This window comes from Chromobacterium sp. CV08, assembly GCF_051129845.1.
Classification (GTDB): Bacteria; Pseudomonadota; Gammaproteobacteria; order Burkholderiales; family Chromobacteriaceae; genus Chromobacterium.
In genome coordinates this window covers 4,737,198-4,752,960 of record NZ_CP150453.1, presented here as the reverse complement: position 1 = coordinate 4,752,960, position 15,763 = coordinate 4,737,198, and the positions used below count along the sequence as shown (strand labels likewise).

General features: G+C 68.3%; 14 protein-coding genes. 1 reads left to right on the top strand and 13 read right to left on the bottom strand.

What is annotated here, in order from left to right:
• Positions 1 to 119 precede the first annotated feature (119 nt).
• A complete protein-coding gene (locus tag WNM05_RS21780) occupies positions 120 to 866 on the top strand; it encodes a TlyA family RNA methyltransferase (RefSeq protein ID WP_434631008.1) in 747 nt (248 codons plus the stop codon).
• Between the two features lie 30 nt (positions 867 to 896).
• Here the strand turns inward: WNM05_RS21780 and WNM05_RS21775 are convergent, their stop codons facing one another.
• The 13 genes from WNM05_RS21775 to WNM05_RS21715 all read right to left on the bottom strand — a co-directional run bounded on the left by WNM05_RS21775 (position 897) and on the right by WNM05_RS21715 (position 15,627).
• Complete coding sequence (locus tag WNM05_RS21775) at positions 897 to 1,373, bottom strand: universal stress protein (RefSeq protein WP_434631006.1); 477 nt, start codon at positions 1,371 to 1,373, stop codon at positions 897 to 899.
• Positions 1,374 to 1,527: 154 nt separating this feature from the next.
• The gene (locus tag WNM05_RS21770) at positions 1,528 to 2,874 is read right to left on the bottom strand and encodes a glutamine synthetase family protein (RefSeq protein ID WP_434631003.1); all 1,347 of its coding nucleotides are present in this window, start codon (positions 2,872 to 2,874) and stop codon (positions 1,528 to 1,530) included.
• Positions 2,875 to 2,993: 119 nt separating this feature from the next.
• Entirely contained in the window at positions 2,994 to 4,604 is a 1,611-nt protein-coding gene (locus tag WNM05_RS21765; protein WP_434631000.1) for a methyl-accepting chemotaxis protein, read from the bottom strand.
• Between the two features lie 157 nt (positions 4,605 to 4,761).
• Positions 4,762 to 6,162, bottom strand: coding sequence for a DUF2252 domain-containing protein (locus WNM05_RS21760; RefSeq protein WP_434630998.1), 1,401 nt, complete (start codon positions 6,160 to 6,162; stop codon positions 4,762 to 4,764).
• 268 nt (positions 6,163 to 6,430) lie between these two features.
• Positions 6,431 to 6,787: a hypothetical protein gene (locus tag WNM05_RS21755; protein ID WP_434630995.1), complete on the bottom strand. Its 357-nt coding sequence runs from the start codon at positions 6,785 to 6,787 to the stop codon at positions 6,431 to 6,433.
• Positions 6,788 to 6,879: 92 nt separating this feature from the next.
• Positions 6,880 to 7,356 (bottom strand): WbuC family cupin fold metalloprotein, encoded by a 477-nt coding sequence (locus WNM05_RS21750; protein ID WP_434630993.1) that lies wholly within the window; start codon positions 7,354 to 7,356, stop codon positions 6,880 to 6,882.
• A 136-nt stretch (positions 7,357 to 7,492) separates the two neighbouring features.
• Complete coding sequence (locus tag WNM05_RS21745; RefSeq protein WP_434630990.1) at positions 7,493 to 8,752, bottom strand: glutamate-5-semialdehyde dehydrogenase; 1,260 nt, start codon at positions 8,750 to 8,752, stop codon at positions 7,493 to 7,495.
• A 138-nt stretch (positions 8,753 to 8,890) separates the two neighbouring features.
• On the bottom strand, positions 8,891 to 9,301 hold the full coding sequence (locus WNM05_RS21740) for a lysozyme inhibitor LprI family protein (RefSeq protein WP_434630987.1): 411 nt from the start codon (positions 9,299 to 9,301) through the stop codon (positions 8,891 to 8,893).
• Between the two features lie 69 nt (positions 9,302 to 9,370).
• Complete coding sequence (locus tag WNM05_RS21735; RefSeq protein WP_434630984.1) at positions 9,371 to 11,023, bottom strand: acid phosphatase; 1,653 nt, start codon at positions 11,021 to 11,023, stop codon at positions 9,371 to 9,373.
• 67 nt (positions 11,024 to 11,090) lie between these two features.
• Positions 11,091 to 11,975 (bottom strand): phytanoyl-CoA dioxygenase family protein, encoded by an 885-nt coding sequence (locus WNM05_RS21730; RefSeq protein WP_434630981.1) that lies wholly within the window; start codon positions 11,973 to 11,975, stop codon positions 11,091 to 11,093.
• A gap of 79 nt (positions 11,976 to 12,054) precedes the next feature.
• Positions 12,055 to 12,483 carry a DUF721 domain-containing protein gene (locus tag WNM05_RS21725; protein ID WP_434630978.1) on the bottom strand — a complete coding sequence of 143 codons (429 nt, stop codon included), beginning with the start codon at positions 12,481 to 12,483 and terminating at the stop codon, positions 12,055 to 12,057.
• Between the two features lie 77 nt (positions 12,484 to 12,560).
• Positions 12,561 to 13,874, bottom strand: coding sequence for an ABC transporter ATP-binding protein (locus WNM05_RS21720; protein WP_434630975.1), 1,314 nt, complete (start codon positions 13,872 to 13,874; stop codon positions 12,561 to 12,563).
• Positions 13,875 to 13,887: 13 nt separating this feature from the next.
• Positions 13,888 to 15,627: an ABC transporter permease gene (locus WNM05_RS21715; protein ID WP_434630972.1), complete on the bottom strand. Its 1,740-nt coding sequence runs from the start codon at positions 15,625 to 15,627 to the stop codon at positions 13,888 to 13,890.
• Positions 15,628 to 15,763 lie beyond the last annotated feature (136 nt).

Here is a 15,763-nt window from a genome sequence, read left to right as displayed (position 1 = left end):
TTGTAAACCTTGGCGACCGATTTGGGCGGCGCAGGGCGGGCGCGCCGCGGCCGCTTGACAGCGCGCGCGGCCTTCGCCAACCTGTCGCGTTTACCGGTCGGTGCCGGGTGGGAGCGGATGTGATTCGAGTCGATATTTTGCTGGTGGAACAAGGGCTTGCCGCTTCGCGCACCGCCGCGCAGAACCTGATCGCCGCCGGCCGCGTCAGCTGCCAGGGCGCGCCGGTGGCCAAGCCCAGCCAGAAGTTTCCAGCGGACGCCGAATTCGCCGTCGTCGCCGACGAGGCCGACCGCTACGTGTCGCGCGGCGGCCTGAAGATGCAGGGCGCATTGGCGGCGGCGGGCCTGGACGTGACCGGCTGGGACGCGCTGGACGTCGGCCAGTCCACCGGCGGCTTCACCGACTGCCTGCTGCAGGCCGGCGCGCGCCGGGTCGTCGGCGTCGATGTCGGGCACGAGCAGCTGCACGCCCGCCTGCGCTCGGATGCGCGGGTCCGCTATTTCGAGGGCGTCAACGCCCGCGCGCTGGACCATGCGGCGCTGCTGGCCGCCAACGACGGCGACGGCTTCGACCTGATGGTCTGCGACGTGTCCTTCATCTCGCTGAGCCTGGTGCTGCCGTCGGCGCTGCCGCTGCTGAAGCCGGGCGGCCGGCTGCTCAGCCTGGTCAAGCCGCAGTTCGAGGTCGGGCGCGAGGGCCTGTCCCGGGGCGGCATCGTCCGCGACGAGAGCCTGTACCCGCTGGTGCGGGACAAGATAGACCGGGTGCTGGCCGAGCAGAACATGCGGCCGCTGGCCTGGTTCGACAGCCCGATCAGGGGCGGCGACGGCAACCGCGAATTCTTCGTCCACGCCGCGCGGCGCTGAGCGCCGCCGCGCGGACGTCGGCGGGAAAGGCTAGTCGACGCTGATGTCGTCGTCGTCCAGGCTGCGCACCACCAGCACCGGGCAGTGGCTGCGGCGCAGGATGTCCTCGGCGAAGCTGCCGAGGAACAGGTGGGCGAGGCCGCTGCGGCCATGGGTGCCGACCACCATCAGATCGGCCTGCTGTTCGCGGGCGTAGCCCAGCAGCAGGTCGGCCAGATCGTGGCCGCCTTCCCAACTTTTCTCCATATGGCTGGCGACGTCGGTCAGGCCGGCGACGTGCGCGATGTTCTGCGCCCGTTCCAGCGCCTCCTGGCCCTGCTGCAGCGCCAGGTCGTAGCCGGGGTCGCCGGAATAGACGCCCAGGCTGTCGACGACCAGGTCGCGCAGGCCGGCGACGTGGGCCAGCGTCAGCCGCGCGCCGCTGTGCTTGGCCAGGCGGATGGCCTCGTGCAGGGCCTTGTCGGAATTGTTGCCGCCGTCTATCGCGGCGATGATGTGACGGTACATGGCTGCTCCTTCGCGAAACATTGCTCGGTGGGATGCTTGCAGCATAACCCGGCGGCGGCGCCGCCGTCTCGCGGCGATGCGCGGGTATTGATCCAGGACAATCAAGACGGACGCCGGGACCGGCGATGGCGGCCGGCCGGGGCCGGCCGACCGATCAGACCAGGAAGCCGAGGTACTGCCGTTCCCATGCGGTGACCTGGCGGTGGTAGTCGTTCAATTCGACTTCCTTGACCGCCAGATAGGCGCGGCTGAAATCGGCGCCGAACAGCGATTCGGCCGAGCCCGCGGCCATCGCCGCGCAGGCGGCGTCCAGCGTCGACGGCAGGCTGGCGGCCTGCTGCTTGAACACATTGCCGTGCACCGCCTCGTCCGGCGCCAGGCCCTGCTCGATGCCGGCGAGGCCGGCGCCCAGGCTGGCGGCCAGCGCCAGATACGGGTTGGCGTCGCAGCCGGGCAGGCGGTTCTCGACCCGCCGGGCCTCCGGGCCGGAGACCGGCACCCTGAGGCCGACCGAGCGGTTGTCCAGGCCCCAGCTGAGGTTGACCGGCGCCGCCATGCCCTTGACGAAGCGGCGGTAGGAGTTGGGGTTCGGGCAGAACATCGGCATCAGCTCGGGCAGGAAGCGCTGCAGGCCGGCGATGAAGCCGAAGAAGGCCGGGCTGGCCTCGCCGCCGTCGCCGCTGAACACATTGCGGCCGTCGCGGTCGACGACGCTCTGATGGATGTGCATCGAGCTGCCGGGCTGGCCGGACAGCGGCTTGGCCATGCACACGGCGCTGAGGCCGTGGCGGTGGGCGATTTCCTTCAGCGCGGTCTTGAACAGAAAGGTGTCGTCGGCCAGCTTCAGCGCGTCGCCGTGTTTCAGATTGATCTCGAACTGGCTCGGACCCATCTCGTGCACGCAGGTGTCGGTGGCGATGGCCAGCGTCTCGCAGGCCCGGTACAGCTCGTCGAAGAAGGCCTCCAGCTCGCCGAGCGCGGCGAAGCCGAAGGCGTCGAAGCCGGTCTCGCGGCGGCCGGACGGCAGCGCCGGCGGCAGGAAGGGCTGCGCCGGGTCGCCGTGGGCGGCGAACAGGTAGAACTCCAGTTCCGGCGCGACGACGGGCGCCCAGCCGCGGGCGGCGTAGCGCGCCAGCACCTGCTTCAGCACCGAACGCGGCGCCAGCGGCGACAGGCTGCCGTCGTGGTCGACGCAGTCGCATATCGCCAGCGCGCGCGGGGTCCGCGCCCACGGCAGCAGCCGAAGCGTGTCGTAATCGGGCGCCAGCGTGACGTCCGGATCGTGTTCGCCATAGAAGCTGTAATCGGGAAATTCGCCGATACAGCTCTGCAACGGCACGGCGCGCGCGATGCGCAGCTGCTGGCCGTCGATAAAAGCCTGCGCGGGCAGGGTCTTGCCACGGGCGAAGCCGTGGACGTCGGCGAAGGCGAGCTCGACGTCTCTCGCCTTGCTTTGTTGCAGCCATTCGGCCTGGCCGGCAGGCATGCGGGCTTCAGACATACGTTTCTCCACTGAGCTTGCGGGATTCCTGTCTGCCCTCAGTATTTTTTTTGCTGTCATGGAGCGTGTGCCCACAGCCATTATGCCAGCCGCAACGGCGGCGGCAAGCGCGGCGGTGCCTACAGCCTGAATCGGCTGACGGTCTGGTGCAGATTGCTGGCCTGCTGATCGATGGCGCGCACCGCCTCGACCGCGTGGCTGACCGAGTTCTGGGTCTCCTCGACGACGCCGGCCACCTGTTCGACATTGCCGGCGATATTGGTGCCGGCCTGGCTCTGCTCGCCCATCGCCACCACCACGTTGTGCACGTGTTCGAGCGCGGTGCTCGCCTGGCGGCTGATCGATTCCAGCGTGTCGGCGGCCTGCTTCACCTGCTCGACGCCGGCCTGCACCGCCGGCCGGATCTCGTCCATGCGGCCGGAGACGTTGCCGGTCTCGTTGATCACCGCCTGCACGATGCTGCTGATCTCGTCGGTGGCGCTGGCGGTGCGTTCGGCCAGCTTGCGCACCTCGTCGGCGACGACGGCGAAGCCGCGGCCCATCTCGCCGGCGCGCGCCGCCTCGATCGCGGCGTTCAAGGCCAGCAGATTGGTCTGGTTGGCGATGTCGCGTATGGTCTCGGCGATGCTGCTGATGCTGCGGCTGCGCTCGGCCAGCTGGCCGACCATGTCGCTGGCGCCGTGGATCTGGTCGGCGATCTGGCGTATGCCGTCGGCGGCGTCGCCGGCCAGCGTCTGGCCGTGGCGCGCCAGCTCGGCGGTGTCGCGCGCGCCGGCCTCGGTGTCGCGGGTGCTGGCGCTGACGTGGTCTATGCTGACCGACAGCTGTTCGATGGCGGCGGCGGCCGAGGTCGTCGACGAGCTGGCGACGCCGGACACCTCGTGCACCTTGTCCATGTCGCTGGACAGCTGGTGACAGGAGTGGTTGATGCTGGAGGTGGCGCGGCCGATCTCGTCTATCATCCGGCGCAGCCGGCCCTGCATCTCTCGCATCGCGCCGAGCAGGCTGTCCGGCCCGCCCTTGACGGCGATCTCGACGCTGAGGTCGCCGTCGGCGATCGCCTTGACCACGTCGGCGGCGTAGCGCGGCTCGCCGCCCAGCGACTGCAGTATCGAGCGCGACATCCAGCCGACCAGCGAGCCCAGCACGACGACGCAGATCACCGCCATCAGCATCAGCGTGCGGGCCTCGCTCCAGAACAGCTGGTCGATGTCGTCGATGAAGATGCCGGTGCCTATGCTCCAGTCCCACGGCGCGAAGCGGAACACGCCGTTCAGCTTCGGAAACTCCTCGTCGCCGCCGCCCTTGCGCTTGGTCTGGATCACCAGCACGCCGTAGTGGTCCTGCTGCATCGCCTCCTCGTAGGCCTGCACCGTGGTGCGGCCGTCCGGCAGCTTGCTGCCCATGTCCACCTTGCCTACCCGGTCCTTGCTGGGGTGGAACAGCACCAGATTGTCGCGGTTGCGGCCGAAGAAGTAGATGTCGCCGACCTTCAGTGCAGACAGCGCGGCAATGGCCTGCTTCTGCGCCTCGGCGCGCGGCATGCCCTTGGCCTCCAGCTGCTGGAAGTGGGTGAGGCTGTTTTCGGCCATTTTCAGCAGGTGGACGATCTGTTCGCGTTTTTCCTGGTGCAGCGTGGCGCGGGTGGAGAACAGCGCGACGGTGGAGAGACTTAACAGCGCCAGCAGGCTGGCGACGATGATGATGATCAGGCGGGTATTCAGCTGCATTTTCGACACTCTGTGCGTGGGGACAAGCCGCCGGAAGGCGGAGACGCCCGTGGACGCGGTGAGGCCGCGGGCGCCGACTGATTATGCGTTTCTGTTGTTACAGTCTAGTTCAGCGCGCCAATATCGATATTGGAACTTTCCCGAATCTTGGCGCCTCTCAGCGCGGCGTCGGCGCGCAGGGCAGCCGGCCGCCGCGGACGGCGGCGTCGAACAGCCGGTAGTCGGCCTCGACCTGGTCGGCGTAGGCCTGCGCGTAGTCGGCCAGCACCTGGTCGAATTTGTCCGAGTCGCCGAGATAGCCGGCGATCTCGGCGGCGCAGCCGCCCGATTTGGCGTGCGCGCGCGCCAGCGTCCAGGCGCAGGCCTGGCCGTAGCTGGCCAGCTCCTCTGCGTTGGCGAAGGTTTCCAGCGCCGGCGCCGCCTTCATGTCGTGCAACTGGCGCATGTAGAAATGGCGGCCGTCCTCGCTGTCGGTCCAACCGAGGAAGAGGTCGCTGGTGGCCTGCATCAGCCGCTGGCCGAACACCACCCGCTTGCCCTGGTTGCCGTGCACGCAGCGGCCGGTGAACGGCTCCAGCACCGACGGTCTCGCCTCCTTCAGCTGCAGGAACAGCGGCTGGTCGTAGTCGTCCTGCAGCAGCAGCGCCAGACAGCGGGTGCCGACGCTGCCGACGCCGACGACCTTGAACGCGGCGTCCACCAGCCGGAAGCGCTGCAGCAGTTCGCGGCGGTCCTCCTTCAAGGTGTCGATGTAGCGGACCAGCATCGCCTGCGTCTTGGCCAGGCCGTCGTCGCCGAGCCAGTCGTCGCAGGCGGCCAGCGGACTGTTCTGATCGTCGAGGTGGAAGATCACCGGTGGATTGTCGCGCAGCCTGAGGCCGCCGTCGTCCAGCTCGGCCATCTTGGGCAGCAGGCGCTCCTGGGTCTGGTTGCGCGCCTTGTCGGCGATTTTCTGCAACTGCTGGCGCATGCCGGCGTCGGTCGCCTGCGACAGCAGCTGCTCGAAGCCGACGCGGCAATACCACAGATCGAGCTGGCTCATCTGCGAGAAGCCGAGCAGGCGGCGGCGGTAGGTTTCCGCCAGCCGCAGCACGGTGGCGCGCGCCTCGTCGGCGGAAAAGCCCAGGCCGCGCGAAGCCAGCACCAGGCTGACCGCCAGCCGCTTCAGGTCCCATTCCCACGGGCCGGGATGGGTCTCGTCGAAATCGTTGATGTCGAATACCAGCTGACGTTCCGGCGACGCGAAGAAGCCGAAGTTCATCAGGTGGGCGTCGCCGCAGATCTGCAGGCGCAGGCCGCTGTCCGGCCCGGCGGCGAGGTCGGCCGCCTGTATCATCGCCATGCCGCGGAAGAAGGCGAACGGCGAAGCGTGCATGCGCGCGTGGCGCAGCGGCGCCAGCGCCGGCACCCGGCCCTGCGACGACGATTCCACCAGCGCCACCACGTCGCGCTCCGCCGCCAGATGGACCTGGGCCTGGCTGGTGCGGGGACAGTCGCGGCGGCGGGCCTTGCCGTTGGCGTAGTGCTGGTCGTACTTCGGGTGGGAAGCGGTGGTCATAGGCGAATCCATGTCAGGCGTATGTCGTCAGTGTAAGCGCTGGCGCGCCGGGCGTGTCGACGACAACCGTCGGTTGCCGCCGACTGGCGCGGGCCTTATTCACAGCTTGTCCAGAAATTGCCCACATTATGCACAGGCGGCTGTGGATGAATTTCCTTATCCACAATCGGAAAGCGGGAAAGTCGTTTCGGCGCAAGTTATGTACAGGCTTATCCCGAACTATCCCACTCATCCACAGCTTGCGGCCGATCCGAAAAGTTATCCACAGTCACCGGCGCAGGCATAGCCGGATCTGCTTGTTCCAGGCCGGGCTCAGCGGCATGCCGTTGGGCCGAATTTCGACACGGCTGCCTTCTCCCTGCGGCTGGATGTCGACCCGGGTCCCGGAGACGTCGCTGACCGGATTGCGCAGCGTCAGGCTGCGGCTGCCGTCGCTCTCGTCGCGGCGCTCGACGAAGTCGTCGGGGATGTGCAGTTTTTGCAGGCCTTGTTGCAGGCAGTCGGCCACCTGCTGCGGCGGACGCGGGCTGTTCAGGCTGAGGGACGGGGCGGCGCGCAACGGCGTGGTGCAGGCCAGCAGCGGAAGGAAGAGAACGACGGACAGCAGCGGACGGAATACGGACATCGGGGGGCATCGCTTCGTGACACAATGCCCTGTTGGTGCGCAGGCCGCCGCCGCGGGTTCCGGCGTCCGCGGCGGCAAGATGTTAAGCGATGTTACGCGCGGCGGTCGCCGGGCCGGCAGCCGCGCAGCCAGGCCAGCATGTCGGCGACGCCGGCCTCGCCCTCGGCCGGCGCCCAGGCGGCCACATCGGCCTCGGGCAGCGGCAGGTAAGGGCCGCGCTTGACCTCGAAGACCACGGTGCCCGGCGCCAGCGACACCACCGAGTGCCAGGTGTTCTCCGGCATCTCGAACACGCGGGCGCCGCCGTCGCCGAGCCGGTGGCGGCCGACGACGGTCTCGCCGGCGGCGTCGAATTCTATCCAGTCCAGCGCGCCGGACAGCACGATCAGCAGCTCGGGGCTGCCCGGATGGCGGTGCGGGCGGACATAGGTGTCCGGCTCCATCGCGATGGCCAGGCGCTGTATCGAGTCGTCCAGTTCCGCGTGGACATTGTGGTGGGCGCGCAGCCGCGGCGCACAGGCGGCCTTGGCCGACAGCGCGGCCAGGTCTTGATTGTCTATGGTTTTCATCAGGCGAGCGTGTGGGACAAAGCGCGATTATGGCGCGAAACGGGGGACTTGTGTCCAGACGCGGCGGCCGGGGGCCGGCAGGCGCGAGAGACGGGGCGATCGACCCGCTTGATCTCCCGCCCCGATACCGGAGGGCCTACTTGCGGATCTGCCCGTCGCCGAGCACGATCCACTTCTGGCTGGTCAGGCCGATCAGACCGACCGGGCCGCGCGCGTGGATCTTGTCGGTGGAGATGCCGATCTCGGCGCCGAGGCCGTATTCGAAGCCGTCGGCGAAGCGGGTCGACGCGTTGACCATCACGCTGGCCGAGTCGACCTCGCGCAGGAAGCGGCGCGCGCGGCCGTAGTCCTCGGCGACGATGGCGTCGGTATGGTGGCTGCCCCAGCGGTTGATGTGCTCTATCGCCTCGTCGAGGTCCCGCACCACCTTGACGGCCAGCACCGGCGCCAGGTACTCGGTGGCCCAGTCGTCGTCGGTGGCGGCCTTGACCCGCTCGCCGAGTATCGCGCGGGTGCGCTCGCAGCCGCGCAGCTCGACTTCCTTCGCCCAGTAGGCGGCGGCCAGCCGCGGCAGCGCCGCCTCGGCGCGGGCCTCGTGCACCAGCAGCGTCTCCATCGTGTTGCAGGTGCCGTAGCGGTGGGTCTTGGCGTTCAGCGCGATGGCGAAGGCCTTGTCCGCGTCGGCGCTGTCGTCGATGTAGACGTGGCAGTTGCCGTCCAGATGCTTGATCACCGGCACCCGCGCGTCGGCGCTGATGCGGGCGATCAGGCCCTTGCCGCCGCGCGGCACGATCACGTCGACGTATTCCGGCATCGAGATCAGCTCGCCGACCGCGGCGCGGTCGGTGGTGGCCAGCACCTGCACCGACTCAGGCGGCAGGCCGGCGGCGGCCAGGCCCTCGTGCACGCAGGCGGCGATGGCCTGGTTGCTGTGGAAGGCTTCGGAGCCGCCGCGCAGTATCGTGGCGTTGCCGGATTTCAGGCACAGGCCGGCGGCGTCGGCGGTGACGTTGGGGCGGGCCTCGTAGATGATGCCGACGACGCCGAGCGGCACCCGCATCTTGCCCAGCTGGATGCCGGACGGGCGGTAGCTCATCTCGTCTATCTCGCCGACCGGGTCCGGCAGCGCGGCGATCTGGCGCAGGCCGTCGGCCATCGCCAGCACGCCGGCGGCGCTCAGCGTCAGCCGGTCCAGCATCGCGGCGTCCAGACCGGCCTGGCGCGCGGCGTCCAGGTCGCGGCGGTTGGCGGCCAGCAGCGGCTCCCGCTCGCGGACGATGGCGTCGGCGATGGCGACGAGGGCGGCGTTCTTCTGCCCGGTGTCGGCGCGGGCCAGCAGCCGCGACGCCTTGCGCGCGGCCTGGCCCACTTGCTGCATGTATTCTTTGATGTCCATGACGGAGCGTCCCGGTGGTTGTCGTTTTTGTCGATTGGTTGCAGCTTAAACCAAAGCGCGGCCAGCGAACAGAGACAGTCCGGATATGTATTGGATATTGTCAGGCAATCATTTGGCGCAGCGATGCCGGCCGGATGGTCAGCGCGGTCCGGGCTGCAGCCTGGCCAGTTCGGCGGCGCGGGCCGAGGTCGACGCCAGCTCGCAGTCGGCGGCCACCAGCGATTCGGCGGTGCCGCCGTCGGGATCGACATAGGCGTTGCAATTGGCGGCGCGGTACTTCAACCACAGCCGCTGGGCGGTCTGCAGTCGTTGCTGGCGCTTGGCCGGCAGCGTGGCCATCAGCTTGCGGTATGTGTCGTTCAGCTGCTTGTCCTGGCGCGCGTGCTCGGCGGCGATGCAGTCCAGCATGCCGACGGTGACGCCGCCGGCCTGGTCCATGCAGCGGTCGTAATGGTGGCTGTACGACGCTTCCTCGGCGCAGGCGAGGACGTTGGCGGCGGGGAGGAAAAGCAGCAGCAGGGCGGGCAGGCGAAGGGCGAATCTGTTCATTTTTCTTTTACGCGGCAGCGGGGAGGGTGGGGAAAAACCGCCGGCCCGCGAAGGCGGACCGGCGGATCGCTAGAATTGCAGCGCGCCGGTCAGGTCGCCCGGCGGCTCGGCGCCGCGTTCGCGGAAGGCCCGGTTGCGCAGCTTGACGCCGTCCAGCTCCGGCAGGCCGTGCAGCCGGCTGATGAAGCGGATGATGGACGTGGTGTCGTAGAAGCTGTGGTCGACGTGGCCCTTCTTCGCGAACGGCGACACGACGATGGCCGGAATGCGGCTGCCCGGCCCCCAGCGGTCGCCTTTCGGCGGCGCGACATGGTCCCACCAGCCGCCGTTCTCGTCGTGGGTGATCACCACCACCATATTCTTCCATTGCGGGCCGCTGATCAGGTGCTGCAGCACATTGGAGACGTGGCGGTCGCCGCTCTCCACGTCGGAGTAGCCGGCGTGCATGTTCAGATTGCCCTGCGGCTTGTAGAAGGCCACCGCCGGCAGCTTGCCGGCCACCGCGTCGGCGAGGAAGCGGTTGCTGATCGGGCTGTCGCCCAGGCCGCCGTCGCGCAGGTGCTCGGCGCGCGCGGCGGTGCCGGGCGCGAAGTTCTTGAAGTAGTTGAACGGCTGGTGGTGGTACTGGAAGTTCGGCGCGTCGGCGCCGCCCCTGCCGTCCAGCGCCGCCTGCCAGCCGCCTCCGTACCATGCCCAGCTGACGCCCTTGCGCGACAGCAGGTCGCCTATGGTGTCGTAGGTCTGAGGCGGCAGCGTGCCGGCGTCGGCCGGGTCGGCGTAGCGCGGGTCGCCGCCTTCTGCCGGCTTGATGTAGCTGGGCTGGAACGGCGGCGCCATCGTGTTGACGGCGTAGCCGTCCGGCGTGATCGCGCCGTTGTTGACGAATTGCGGCGGGCCGTCCATCGCCGAGCTCGGCGCCTTCACCGTCAGCCGGTAGCCCTGCGGGCCGTCGTCCAGCACGGCGATCTTCTTCGCCGCGGCGGTGTCCCTGGCGTTGAAGTATTCCGGCGTGCGGGCCGAGATCAGGAACTGGTGGTTCAGATAGGAGCCGCCGAAGGCCGCCATGAAGAAGTTGTCGCACAGCGTGTACTGGCGGGCGATCTGCCACTGGTTCAGGTTCTGCGCCGTCTCGGCGTAATAGCCCATCACCAGCGCGCCGGAGTCGGCCCAGGCGACGAACTGGTCGTTCTTGCCGCCGTTGATCTGCATCTGGTTCTGGTAGAACAGATGCCACAGGTCGCGGGTGATCACCGCTTCCGGCAGCGGCTGGCCTTCGGCGTCCTTCAGCGGGAACGGGCCGTTGGGCAGGTTCTGTATCTTGTTCTCGTCTATCAGGTAGTACTTGCCGGCCACGGTCTGGCCGCGCTGCACCATGCCGCCCCAGATCTTCGGCAACTGCTTCAGCGGCGAGCCGTCGCGGTCCCGCTGGGTACAGGCGGCGGCCGGCGCCTGCGACAGCGGGTGGAGGACGCCGGGAAAGTTGCCGTACAGATTGTTGAAGCTGCGGTTTTCCAGATAGATGACCACCACATTCTTCACATGATGGCGCAGTTTGGCGTCCAGCGAGCCGTGGACGGCCGGCGCGGCGTCGGCCGCCTCGCTGACGGCGGCCGGCAGCACGCTGGCGGCGCCGATGGCCGCCAGGCCCTCGAAAAGGCGGCGGCGCGACGGATCCCGCGGCGCGGTTTCGGGAGCGGTTTCGGGCGTATCGTGTTCGGACATGGCGGTCATCCTGGGACGGGAGGCAAAACCGCCACTTTACTCCGCTTGGGTGAATATCTGAAGGCGCTCAGGCCTTTTGCATCGCCGCGCGCGCCTCGGCCAGCGGGCCGCGTATCTCCTCCGGCAGGAACTCGGTGAACAACGCCGGGCCAGGGGCGGGCTCGCGCAGCCGCGCGATCGGGTCCTGGCCGTCCACGCTGCCCAGATTGGGCGCGTGGACGAAGTAGCCCAGCAGCCGCTGCAGCCGTTCAGGCAGCGTGCGGGCCAAGTCCTGCGGCACCGCCAGATAATGGTTTTCGGCCTGGCGCAGCCAGCCCAGGCAGTAGCTGAGCACGACGCCGGTGCGGGGACGGTCGGTCCGGTTCTCGCCGCCGGCGTGGATCACCGAACCGAGGTAGATCAGCACCGAGCCGGCCGGCATGACGGCGCGGACCACCTCGTCGTCCTCCGGCAGCCGTCCCTCGGCCCACAGATGGCTGCCCGGCGCGACATTGGTGGCGCCGTTGTCCTCGGTGAAGTCGTCCAGCGCGTACATGCAGTTGATCATGCTTTCCGAGCCGGGCACCTTGACCGGGAACATCAGGCCGTCGCTGTGCAGGAACTGGCGCGGCTCGCCGGGGCCGATGCGTATCGCCTGGGTCAGGTTCAGCTGGTATTCGCGGCAGCCTTTCAGCAGGAAGGCGTCCATCACCTGCAGGATCAGCGGATCGACGGCCAGCCGTCGGCAGGTCGGCACGCGGGCGATCAGGCCGGACAGCCGGCGGGTCGCGTAGCCGTAGAAATCGCCCTGGCAGTCGGGCGCGGCGTCCAGCAGCGGATAGAGCTCGGCGCGGAAGCGCGCCAGCGCCTCGGCGTCCAGCACGTTTTCGATGACGACGCCGCCGTCGTTCTCGAGCGCGGCGATGATGTCGGCGGCGGGGCTGTCGGGATGGAAGTGTTGCAGCGCGGGCATGGCGTCTCCTGTCGATTGATTCCGCGGGAGACTAATTGATGGCGAAAATTCCGAAAAAGGAAACTGTCCGTCAGAACAGTCAGCCGCGCCGCTGGTGCGCGATCAGCCGGGCCAGCGCGCGCCTGACCTCCGGGTGGCCTATGCTGTCGGCGGCGGCCTCCATGCCGTCCAGCGCCGTCTCGCTGATCGCCATCGTCTTCGGCTTCTTCGTCTTCACCAGCCGCAGCGCCACCTTGACCTTGACCTTGGACGCCGGATAGCCGCGCTGCGCGAGCTGCGGCAGCAGGCCGGGAGCGGTCATCCGCAGCCGGGCGGCGACGATGCCGTTGTCCGCGTGTATCACCAGTTCGTCGTCGCGGATGCGGACCGCGCGGCAGGCCTCGCCCATCGCCGGCGGAATCAGCTGTTTGAAGGCGCGGTCCAGCGCCATCAGCTCGCGCGCGGCGGCGGCGAGGCGGGACAGCGTCTGGTCCTGGCGGGTGATGTCGTTTAGCGGGCGTCCGGACATGGGGGGATCAGCGGGGGGAAGTCGATGCCGTATTGTAGCATCGGCCGCCCGCCGGGGAGGCGGGCGGCTGAACGGGCCTACTGCGAGCCCTCGACGTCTTCCAGGCTGAAGGTTTCGGTGTGGTCGTTGTACGAGAAGATCTCGGCGTAGCGGCCCCAGCTGATCACGGTGTCCAGCGTCTCCTCGGCGGCCTGGTCGGACAGCGAATCCTCCAGCTCCTGCGCGAAGCGCAGCCGAGGGGCGCGCTGGCCCGGACGTTCCTGCAGCACCTTGCGGATGTGGGCGGCCATCGGCACGTTGCGCAGCAGGTGCTCGGCGAACATCACCTTGCGCTCCTGCGTGCCGTAGTCGGCGAACAGCTTGCCGGCGGCGGTCAGCAGCATGTCGCCGTCCTTCAATTCGACGAAGCCCAGATGCTCCAGCACCTCGGCCACCGGGAACAGGTCGTCGACCTCGAGCAACAGCTTTTCGGCGATTTCCGGCATGTCGGCCTTGCCGAAGTACGGCTCCTGCGCCACTTCCTCGATCAGGCCGGCCATCAGGTTGGTCGACACCTCGGTCAGGTGGCTGCCTATCTCCAGCGGCAGCTTGTGCAGCGTGTGGGCGCTGCGGCGCGCGGTCATCAGCGCGTAGATGTCGTCCACCATCTTGCGGAAGGCCGGGTCCAGCCGGTTGCGGCGGTGGGGGAACGGCACCTTGATCTCGGCCACGACGCGGCCGGGATTCGACGACAGCACCAGGATGCGGTCGCACATGAAGACCGCCTCCTCGATGTTGTGGGTGACGATCAGCACCGACTTGATCGGCAACTGGCCCTCGCTCCACAGGTCCAGCATGTCGGTGCGCAGCGTTTCGGCGGTCAGCACGTCCAGCGCCGAGAACGGCTCGTCCATCAACAGCAGCGTCGGGTTGACGACCAGGCCGCGGGCGAAGCCGACGCGCTGGCGCATGCCGCCGGACAGCTCGCGCGGATAGGCGTTCTCGAAGCCGTCCAGACCGATCAGGTCGATCGCGGCCAGCGCGCGGCGGCGGCGTTCCTTGGCTTCGACGCCGAGCGCCTCCAGGCCGGCCTCGACGTTCTGCAGCACGGTCAGCCACGGGAACAAGGCGAAGGTCTGGAAGACCATGGCGACGCCTTCGGCCGGGCCGGTCAGCGGCTTGCCGCGGTAGTTGACCTCGCCGCTGCTTTGCGGGATCAGGCCGGCGATGATGCGCAGCAGCGTCGATTTGCCGGAGCCGGAACGGCCCAGCAGGCCGACGATCTCGCCCTCGCGCAGATTCAGGTTGACGTCGTCCAGCACCTGGATCTCGTCGCTGCCCTTGGCAAAGCCGCGGCAGACGTTTTTCAGCGTGAAGATTTCCCGTCCCAGGGCGTTGTTTTCGGTAGTCATGCTCGGGCCCCCTTTAGTTGAGACGCAGTTTGTTTTCGGCGATGGCGTACATCGGACGCCACAGCAGGCGGTTGAACAGCACGACGAACAGCGACATCACGCTGATGCCGAGCAGGATCTTCGGATAGTCGCCGGCGTTGGTGGTCTGGGCGATGTAGGCGCCCAGGCCGTGGGCGGCCAGCTTGTCGTTGCCCCAGGACACGTACTCGGACACGATGCTGGCGTTCCAGGCGCCGCCGGACGCGGTGATCGCGCCGGTGACGTAGTAGGGGAAGATGCCGGGCAGCATCACCTTGCGCCACCATTGCCAGCCGCGGATGCGGAAGTTGGCCGCCGCCTCGCGGAAGTCGTTGGGGAAGGCGGTGGCGCCGGCCACCACATTGAACAGGATGTACCACTGGGTGCCGAGCACGATCAGCGGCGACAGCCAGATGTCCGGGTTCAGCTTGAAGTGGACGATGAAGACCACGAAGACCGGGAACAGCAGATTGGCCGGGAAGGCGGCCAGGAACTGCGCCAGCGGCTGGACCTTCTCGGCGAGCCGGGGGCGCAGGCCGATCAGCACGCCCAGCGGCACCCAGATCAGCGAGGCGATGGCGATCAGCAGGCTGACGCGCACCAGCGTGATCAGGGCGAGGCCGAAGACCTTCAGCACCTCCCAGGCGCCGACCTCGGTGGCGACGAAGTGCACCAGCTTGCTGGCGAACAGAAAGGCCAGCAGCGCCACCAGGCTCCACCACAGCACGTCTATGCCGCGCGACACCGGCGTGTGCGCCTCCGAGTGCAGGCCCTTGGGCAGGCTGAAGTTCAGCTTCAGCCGGGCGACGGTCTTCAGCAGCTTGCCGAACGGTTTCAGCAGCTGCTGGATGAAGCGGGTTCGCTGTATCAGGTTCAGCACCCACGACTCGGGCGCGTTCTGGCTGGCGGTGTCCTCCAGCCGGAACTTGTCGGCCCAGGCCACCAGCGGGCGGAACAGGAACTGGTCGTAGATCAGGATCACGACGGACATGGTCAGGATCACCCAGCCGACGGCGGCCAGGTCCTTGTGCTGGATCGCCAGCGCCAGGTAGGAGCCGACGCCGGGCAGCATCACGGTCTTGTCGCCGACGGTGATGGCCTCCGAGGCCACCACGAAGAACCAGCCGCCGGACATGCTCATCATCATGTTCCAGATCATGCCTGGCATCGCGTACGGCACTTCCAGCTTCCAGAACTTCTGCCAGGCGGTCAGCCTCAGGTTGACCGACACCTCCTGCAGGTCGCGCGGCACGGTGCGCAGCGACTGATAGAAGCTGAAGGTCATGTTCCAGGCCTGGCTGGTGAAGATGGCGAAGATGGCGGCGAACTCGGCGCCGAGCACCCGGCCGGGAAACAGCGCCAGGAAGAAGGTGACGGTGAACGAGATATAGCCGAGCACCGGCACCGACTGCAGGATGTCCAGTATCGGCACCAGCAAGAGGCCGGCGCGGCGGCTCTTGGCGGCCAGCGTGCCGTAGACCAGCGTGAAGGCCAGCGAGGCGGCCATCGCCGCCAGCATCCGCAGCGTGGTGCGCAGCGCGTAATCGGGCAGGTGGCCGGGGTCCAGCGAGATCGGCGCCGTCTGCAGCGCGGTCAGCGGCGCCCAGGTGGCGCGTATGCCCGTGGTGGCCAGCAGCAGGAAGCCGAGGATCAGCGGAAACGCGATCAGGTCCCAGCGATTGGGGATCAGCCGCCGGGCGGTGGCGGGCATGAAGTGGCGGACGGCGGTGTTCATCGGGCCTCTCCGGTGTGACGGGTGTTGGCTGCGGGTGTCTGGCGTCCCGCTTGTATTATGGCCGCGTCTGGCCGCGGACCGGCGCGTTCGCGGGCGGGACCGGCATTTTTCCGGGGCGTCCGGGGGCCGCCTGCCG

Coding starts and splice junctions, on each gene's coding strand:
- WNM05_RS21775 (WP_434631006.1), bottom strand. CDS start 1,373: ATGTACCGTCACATCATCGCCGCGATAGACGGCGGCAACAATTCCGAC.
- WNM05_RS21770 (WP_434631003.1), bottom strand. CDS start 2,874: ATGTCTGAAGCCCGCATGCCTGCCGGCCAGGCCGAATGGCTGCAACAA.
- WNM05_RS21765 (WP_434631000.1), bottom strand. CDS start 4,604: ATGCAGCTGAATACCCGCCTGATCATCATCATCGTCGCCAGCCTGCTG.
- WNM05_RS21760 (WP_434630998.1), bottom strand. CDS start 6,162: ATGACCACCGCTTCCCACCCGAAGTACGACCAGCACTACGCCAACGGC.
- WNM05_RS21755 (WP_434630995.1), bottom strand. CDS start 6,787: ATGTCCGTATTCCGTCCGCTGCTGTCCGTCGTTCTCTTCCTTCCGCTG.
- WNM05_RS21750 (WP_434630993.1), bottom strand. CDS start 7,356: ATGAAAACCATAGACAATCAAGACCTGGCCGCGCTGTCGGCCAAGGCC.
- WNM05_RS21745 (WP_434630990.1), bottom strand. CDS start 8,752: ATGGACATCAAAGAATACATGCAGCAAGTGGGCCAGGCCGCGCGCAAG.
- WNM05_RS21740 (WP_434630987.1), bottom strand. CDS start 9,301: ATGAACAGATTCGCCCTTCGCCTGCCCGCCCTGCTGCTGCTTTTCCTC.
- WNM05_RS21735 (WP_434630984.1), bottom strand. CDS start 11,023: ATGTCCGAACACGATACGCCCGAAACCGCTCCCGAAACCGCGCCGCGG.
- WNM05_RS21730 (WP_434630981.1), bottom strand. CDS start 11,975: ATGCCCGCGCTGCAACACTTCCATCCCGACAGCCCCGCCGCCGACATC.
- WNM05_RS21725 (WP_434630978.1), bottom strand. CDS start 12,483: ATGTCCGGACGCCCGCTAAACGACATCACCCGCCAGGACCAGACGCTG.
- WNM05_RS21720 (WP_434630975.1), bottom strand. CDS start 13,874: ATGACTACCGAAAACAACGCCCTGGGACGGGAAATCTTCACGCTGAAA.
- WNM05_RS21715 (WP_434630972.1), bottom strand. CDS start 15,627: ATGAACACCGCCGTCCGCCACTTCATGCCCGCCACCGCCCGGCGGCTG.